Genomic DNA, 5,099 nt, shown 5'->3' with positions numbered 1-5,099 from the left:
CGCCGCGTTGACACGTCGGGCAAAACACCGGCATATTGGCATCATCAGAAGAGTTCGGTTCAGCCCGCGCGGACGCCATCCGTTGCGGGTTTTTCATTGGGCGCGATGGTCAATGAATGCCTGTGGTGCGTTCGAGGATCTCGGCGAGTTCCTCGAACGAGAACGGCTTCCTGATCATCGGCAGGCCGCCGCGCCGGGGTTCGCGACCGGACAGTTGCAGCATCTTTAGCTCCGGGCGGACGCGCTTGGCCAGCTCGGCCAGTTCATGCCCATCCATGCCGGGCATGTTGATGTCCGTGATGAGGACGGAGATCTCCCGGTTCTGCCCGAGCCTTTCGAGCGCATCCTGGCCGTTGTGGGCGCTGACCACCTCCCAGCCGAGATCCTCCAGCATGCCCACGACCACGTCGAGGACGGCGGGATCGTCGTCAACAACCAGGACAGTGAGCCTCATCGCACAGACGTTCCTTCTATCGAAGACATCAACGCGGCCCTCGTCGGGTAAGTTCCGGCGCGCGCCTAATCGTCCTTCGACAAATCGCCGGGCTTGGTGGGAAGGCCGATGGTGCCGCTATCGCCGTGCACGAGATCGCGGTTCTCGGCACTCGCCTCACTGGAATTGTCGATCAGCATTTTGCGCGGGACGCCTTCGTTGTCGCTGCGAGGTTTTGGATTTGGTAATTTTGGCGAGGGCTTGGGTTTCACTGGCCGATCCTCCTGGCCAGCCAACGCTTGGACGGCCTTTTCGTTCGGCTTTTAGTTCCCGCCCTCCAGCTCTCCTATCGGCACTGGCGAACTTTGCCGACCGACAGGGGCCCAGATCCAAACTGAGAGTAATTCAGATTTGTACCTCGCTAACGCGCCCAAGCCGGAATTTCGGCTCCCTTTTTGACGATGCCGATGAAGTAGAAGACGCTCTCGCGTGTAAGCTCTTTGTGGTCACCGTGCGTGAACACGATTTTTAGGCCCGCCGCATCAATCATCTCGCGGAAGGTTTCTACGGTCGAACCGCGATTGTTCTCTTGGAGAACGATCACGCCATCATCGGCCAAGTAGGGATGTATCGTGCTGAAAAACTCTCGGTGAATGGACCAATCGGGATCGTGCGCACGGATGTCGCCTTTGTACTGATCGATGAAGTGAGGCGGATTACTCACCACCAGGTTCCACCGCTCGCTCTTTGGTATGCTTCGCAGATTGTTGGATTCGTAAACTGAGACCCGATCCTCAAGGTGGTTCAGCTTGACGGTTTTTCTGCAGCGGTTCACCGCGGCGGGGTTGATGTCGGCTAGGCAGAGCGTTTCGCACAAGCCGTGGCCCAACATCGAAAAGCCGATAAATGCGGGTCCGGCGCACCACTCGAAGAGGCGAGGCTGTTTAGGCATCCCACGGGAGCGCAGAAATGGAATGAAGTCTTGGCCGAACTCTATGCCGCCCCCATCGAGCTCGCTCTTATACTCGACCGTGATCCCGCCCAAGACGATGCGCTTCGCGGGCCTTATTCGGCGCAGCGCCGGTCTCACAAAGCCATGCTCGATCGTGTGCAAAACGCCCATCGGCAATACCAGTAACTGAAGGCATGCTGCATGCCGCCGGACTTTCGGTGGGCTTGCCGCGCCAGTTGATCGAGAAAATTCTTCGCCTTCTAGCTGTACATTTCTGAATGTTTCTGATTGTGTCAACTGGAATCCGATGGAATTGCCGGGACGACCATGAGTTTGATCCAAAGGCTCCGAAGGCGATTGTTTCCGCCGCGAGAAGCGATCGAAGGATACGAAAGCGAGGAGCTGGTCGATATCATCTTTCGCAAGACCATCGCCTTTCAGGGAGAAGAAGACTGGCCGTTGGTCACAGGCTTGAGAACAGTGCTCGACTTCGGAGGTGGCGCCGGCGTCCACTACAAGACGGCCCAACGTCAATTGCCGGACATTAGGTGGGCTGTAGTTGAGACGCCTGCCATGGTGAGGCGTGCGAAAAAGCTATCGACAGACAGCTTGAGGTTTTTCGAGCAGATCGGCGAGGCGGCCGACTGGCTCGGAGATGTCGATTTGGTCCATTCGAATGGCGCAATTCAGTACGTGCCGGACCCCGTCGAGACAATCCGATCACTCTGCGCAATCGCCCCCCGGAAGTTGGTCTGGCATCGCGTCCCAATAAGCGACGGAGAGGCCAGGCGAGAGGTTCAGACATCGTACTTGAGTGACAACGGACCGGGGCAGGTATCCTCGCCCACGGAAAAACTTGTGAGATACAAACGGACCTGGATTCCCGAGCAAGCTTTTATCGAGGCTCATGAGGGTTACAGGATGGTAGAACGCAGCCCGGATCCCGGCGAGCACGGAACACATCAATTTAGATTTGTGCCGTCCTAGGAGCCTAGAAGGTTTCTGCGCTCACGGTGGTGTTGATGAAGCCTCGCTTAGGAGAACTGTCCAATCGCCTGCCTAAACGGATAAACGGCCGCTCGATGCAACGCCAGGAGATCCATGCAAGCGGGGTGGTCAGAACCACACCTAGTGCGGTGCTGAGAAGGGCCGAAACGATCGGTGATCCCTCGAAACTCGTAAGCCGAACAGCGATCGACAGCCCGATCATGTGAAGCAGGTAAAAGCTGTAGGAAACTTGGCCGAAAAAATTGCTCCAAGTTGCGTCGAGGAACCTAAAGAGTTTCGAATCTGGTGCAAAGGCTATCAGAGCGATCAGGCAACCAGAGCTCAACGTCTCCAGCAAGATTATCCATCCAGTTTGTTTTTGAAGACCGCAATACGAGAAAACTGCGGCGGCGACGATTGCAGCGAAGGTCCCCCGTTACTGGTGAGCGCTTCGACAAAGCGTTTCCCGGTGAAGTGCAGGACGACGCCGACTAGAAATGCGTAAAGAGGTCCGAGATTCGAAAAGCCGCCGAGCAAATGCGTGAACTGACCGACGAAGGACAGACCGAAGAGGATGACAATCGCAGGCAGCACTCTTTGCCACCCGAAGCGCTGGCAGATCCAGAATGTCGCCAGGATGACTGGTGTAGCCAAGCACTCGACGGTCATTGACCACATCGGGCCGTTGATGTCGTGCTTAAGCATCAGAGCGTTCAGCAGCACGTTGAACGCGGAAAAGTCGGGAGGAAACCCGTGATAGAAACCAAACTGCGCATGGAGGGCAGTGAGAAGCAGAACCGCCGCGATGCCGGCGGGGAATAGCCGGAAGACCCGATGCCTGAAGAACTCAGCGATCGTCGGGCCTCGCGCCAAGGAACGCGCGAGGACGAAGCCGCTCAGCACAAAAAACAGAACAACGGGCGCGAGCCCAGTGACGTTTGTATCGATGGAGCGTCCAAACGCGTGGTACGCCACCACCGAGACGGCCGCGAGACCACGAAGCGATTCCAGTCGCGAAACGAAGCCAAGATCCTTCTGCAGAACAGCCCCCTAACCGTGTTCTGAAGCCCTCTGCAATGCACGCTAGGGGCGACGATAACCTGCCGTCATCGCCCCTAGATTGCAATCATTTTCGATCTCGGAGGCCGGAAACGTGTGGGCAAGACGATCCGACCGAAGGAGCGGCCGAAGGGCGAGAATGTGGTCGACCTGATGGAAGCGATGCGGCAAAGCGTCAGTGGGACGCTGAGCCGGCGAGGGGGGTGAAGAAGCCCGGAGCCGTGAGTAGCTGGATTTTCAAGGGTAGATGCCCTATTTTCCGCCCTGAGGTAGGTATTGGTCGAGAGCCATGAGCGTCCGGATCAACCAGGAATACGTGAACGACACCCGAAGCTGATCATGCATCGGCTTATTGCGCGGCAGATCGGTCGCGACCCGTCACTCGTCGAAAGGGCGAAGGATTCTTTGGCCCATAACTCGCAGCGTTTCGAAGGCTACACTTTCGTTCGCGAGTGGTCGGACATGCTTGGCTTTCCTCCATCGACTGTACGGCGCCGTTTGACGAGTCGCAACGAAGAGATAACGCGTCTGCGTCTGTCCTCGCCTTGCGTTTTGGCGGAAGGTGTCAACTTCGAGGATGACACTCTGCGCCGTCGTATCTGGAAGGCGGCGAAGCGGATTGCAGAGAGATCTACGATCCATCAGACCGCGGCACTTCCGGGGATGGCGGCGTGACACAAAACTCGTTTGTTCGAACTATTTAAGACCTTGTCGAGACAGTCAGGGTGATTGCCCGGCTGTTTAAAACCGACAAGGTCTTCATCATTGGCAGCCAAAGCATATTACTTTCGTGGCCCGACGCTCCGGTCGTCCTACGCACCTCTGGCGAAATCGACGCTTATCCGGAGAACGAGAAGATATGGGAAATTCAGCAGAAGGAGCTGGATCCAGAAGACGATCCGGAGGCTTCAGAAGAGATAAACGCTCTCTACGGCGAGGGCTCAAGACTCCATCGCGAGCACGTCTTCTATCAAGCAAACAGGCGCGTTGATCTTCATGGAGACACGTGGGCCGCCGAATAACAGTGCATCACTGTCGCCACTCCGGCTCGTCGTTGGTCCGTCTGGCATGCACTAACACAGGCCCAGCCAACGAATCCACCGCAGTTGTCTCATCCGGCTGCGCCGTTTGGGCTGGAGCTCAGGGTAACATTCGCAGGTGCGGCGAGGTGGCAAATTTGCAAGCCGATTGTCAGGTTAGATCGCTCTCCGATAGGAAAGCGGGGCTCCGGAAATAGTGGGGTTCGCAATGTAGCGGACCAATGACTCGAACTCCCGACAACTCTTCGGGCGAAACGAGTTTTCTGGCTAGTTCATGTCCTTCGCCTTCAGAGCTGACTCGCTCACCAACGTGTTTGCTATGGCCGAGCGGAGTGCGGCGCGATCCAACTTCCCGACCCTGGTTACCGGAAATGAATCGACCTGCACGATACGTTCGGGAAGTTTGAACTTCGCCAGACCGCGAGCGAGCAGAAAGGATCCGAGTTCGGCTACGGTCACGTTTCGGCGTCCTGGACGTGGAATGATAAAGGCGCAGGCCTTCTCTCCGTAGGTCGGATCTGGCATCGCGACCACCTTGCCATCGGCGATGTCGGGATGCTGCGCGATCAGCATCTCAATATCCTCGGTGCCGAACTTCTCCCCGCCGCGGTTGATGTTGTCGCGCATT

General features: G+C 57.1%; 8 protein-coding genes. 2 read left to right on the top strand and 6 right to left on the bottom strand.

The genetic code is table 11. The features are described from left to right. Nucleotides 1-109: 109 nt before the first annotated feature. The 3 genes from TSA1_RS28430 to TSA1_RS28420 all read right to left on the bottom strand — a co-directional run bounded on the left by TSA1_RS28430 (nt 110) and on the right by TSA1_RS28420 (nt 1,913). Nucleotides 110-454 (bottom strand): response regulator, encoded by a 345-nt coding sequence (locus TSA1_RS28430; RefSeq protein WP_100179227.1) that lies wholly within the window; start codon nt 452-454, stop codon nt 110-112. Nucleotides 455-519: 65 nt separating this feature from the next. Further along, nucleotides 520-705 carry a hypothetical protein gene (locus tag TSA1_RS28425; RefSeq protein WP_100179226.1) on the bottom strand — a complete coding sequence of 62 codons (186 nt, stop codon included), beginning with the start codon at nt 703-705 and terminating at the stop codon, nt 520-522. Between the two features lie 149 nt (nt 706-854). After that, on the bottom strand, nt 855-1,913 hold the full coding sequence (locus tag TSA1_RS28420) for a methyltransferase (protein WP_161497269.1): 1,059 nt from the start codon (nt 1,911-1,913) through the stop codon (nt 855-857). Between TSA1_RS28420 and TSA1_RS41205 the strand changes: the two genes are divergently transcribed. Then, complete coding sequence (locus tag TSA1_RS41205; RefSeq protein WP_430649781.1) at nt 1,866-2,372, top strand: class I SAM-dependent methyltransferase; 507 nt, start codon at nt 1,866-1,868, stop codon at nt 2,370-2,372. The genes TSA1_RS28420 and TSA1_RS41205 overlap by 48 nt on opposite strands. A 4-nt stretch (nt 2,373-2,376) precedes the next feature. On the opposite strand, the gene TSA1_RS28410 is transcribed toward TSA1_RS41205, so the two are convergent. Both TSA1_RS28410 and TSA1_RS28405 read right to left on the bottom strand, forming a co-directional pair. Then, nucleotides 2,377-2,730: an acyltransferase family protein gene (locus tag TSA1_RS28410; RefSeq protein WP_100179223.1), complete on the bottom strand. Its 354-nt coding sequence runs from the start codon at nt 2,728-2,730 to the stop codon at nt 2,377-2,379. Nucleotides 2,731-2,732: 2 nt separating this feature from the next. After that, on the bottom strand, nt 2,733-3,383 hold the full coding sequence (locus TSA1_RS28405; protein WP_283814409.1) for an acyltransferase family protein: 651 nt from the start codon (nt 3,381-3,383) through the stop codon (nt 2,733-2,735). 773 nt (nt 3,384-4,156) lie between these two features. On the opposite strand from TSA1_RS28405, the gene TSA1_RS28395 reads away from it, so the two are divergent. Then, on the top strand, nt 4,157-4,453 hold the full coding sequence (locus tag TSA1_RS28395; protein WP_100179221.1) for a hypothetical protein: 297 nt from the start codon (nt 4,157-4,159) through the stop codon (nt 4,451-4,453). A 285-nt stretch (nt 4,454-4,738) separates the two neighbouring features. Here the strand turns inward: TSA1_RS28395 and TSA1_RS40405 are convergent. Next, nucleotides 4,739-5,099 (bottom strand): AMP-binding enzyme (locus TSA1_RS40405; RefSeq protein ID WP_430649780.1); only part of this gene is annotated, 361 nt, incomplete at its 5' end.

The organism is Bradyrhizobium nitroreducens (assembly GCF_002776695.1).
GTDB classification, from domain to species: Bacteria; Pseudomonadota; Alphaproteobacteria; order Rhizobiales; family Xanthobacteraceae; genus Bradyrhizobium; species Bradyrhizobium nitroreducens.
The sequence above is the reverse complement of the archived record's forward strand: the minus strand, read 5'-3'. Positions and strand labels throughout refer to the sequence as shown.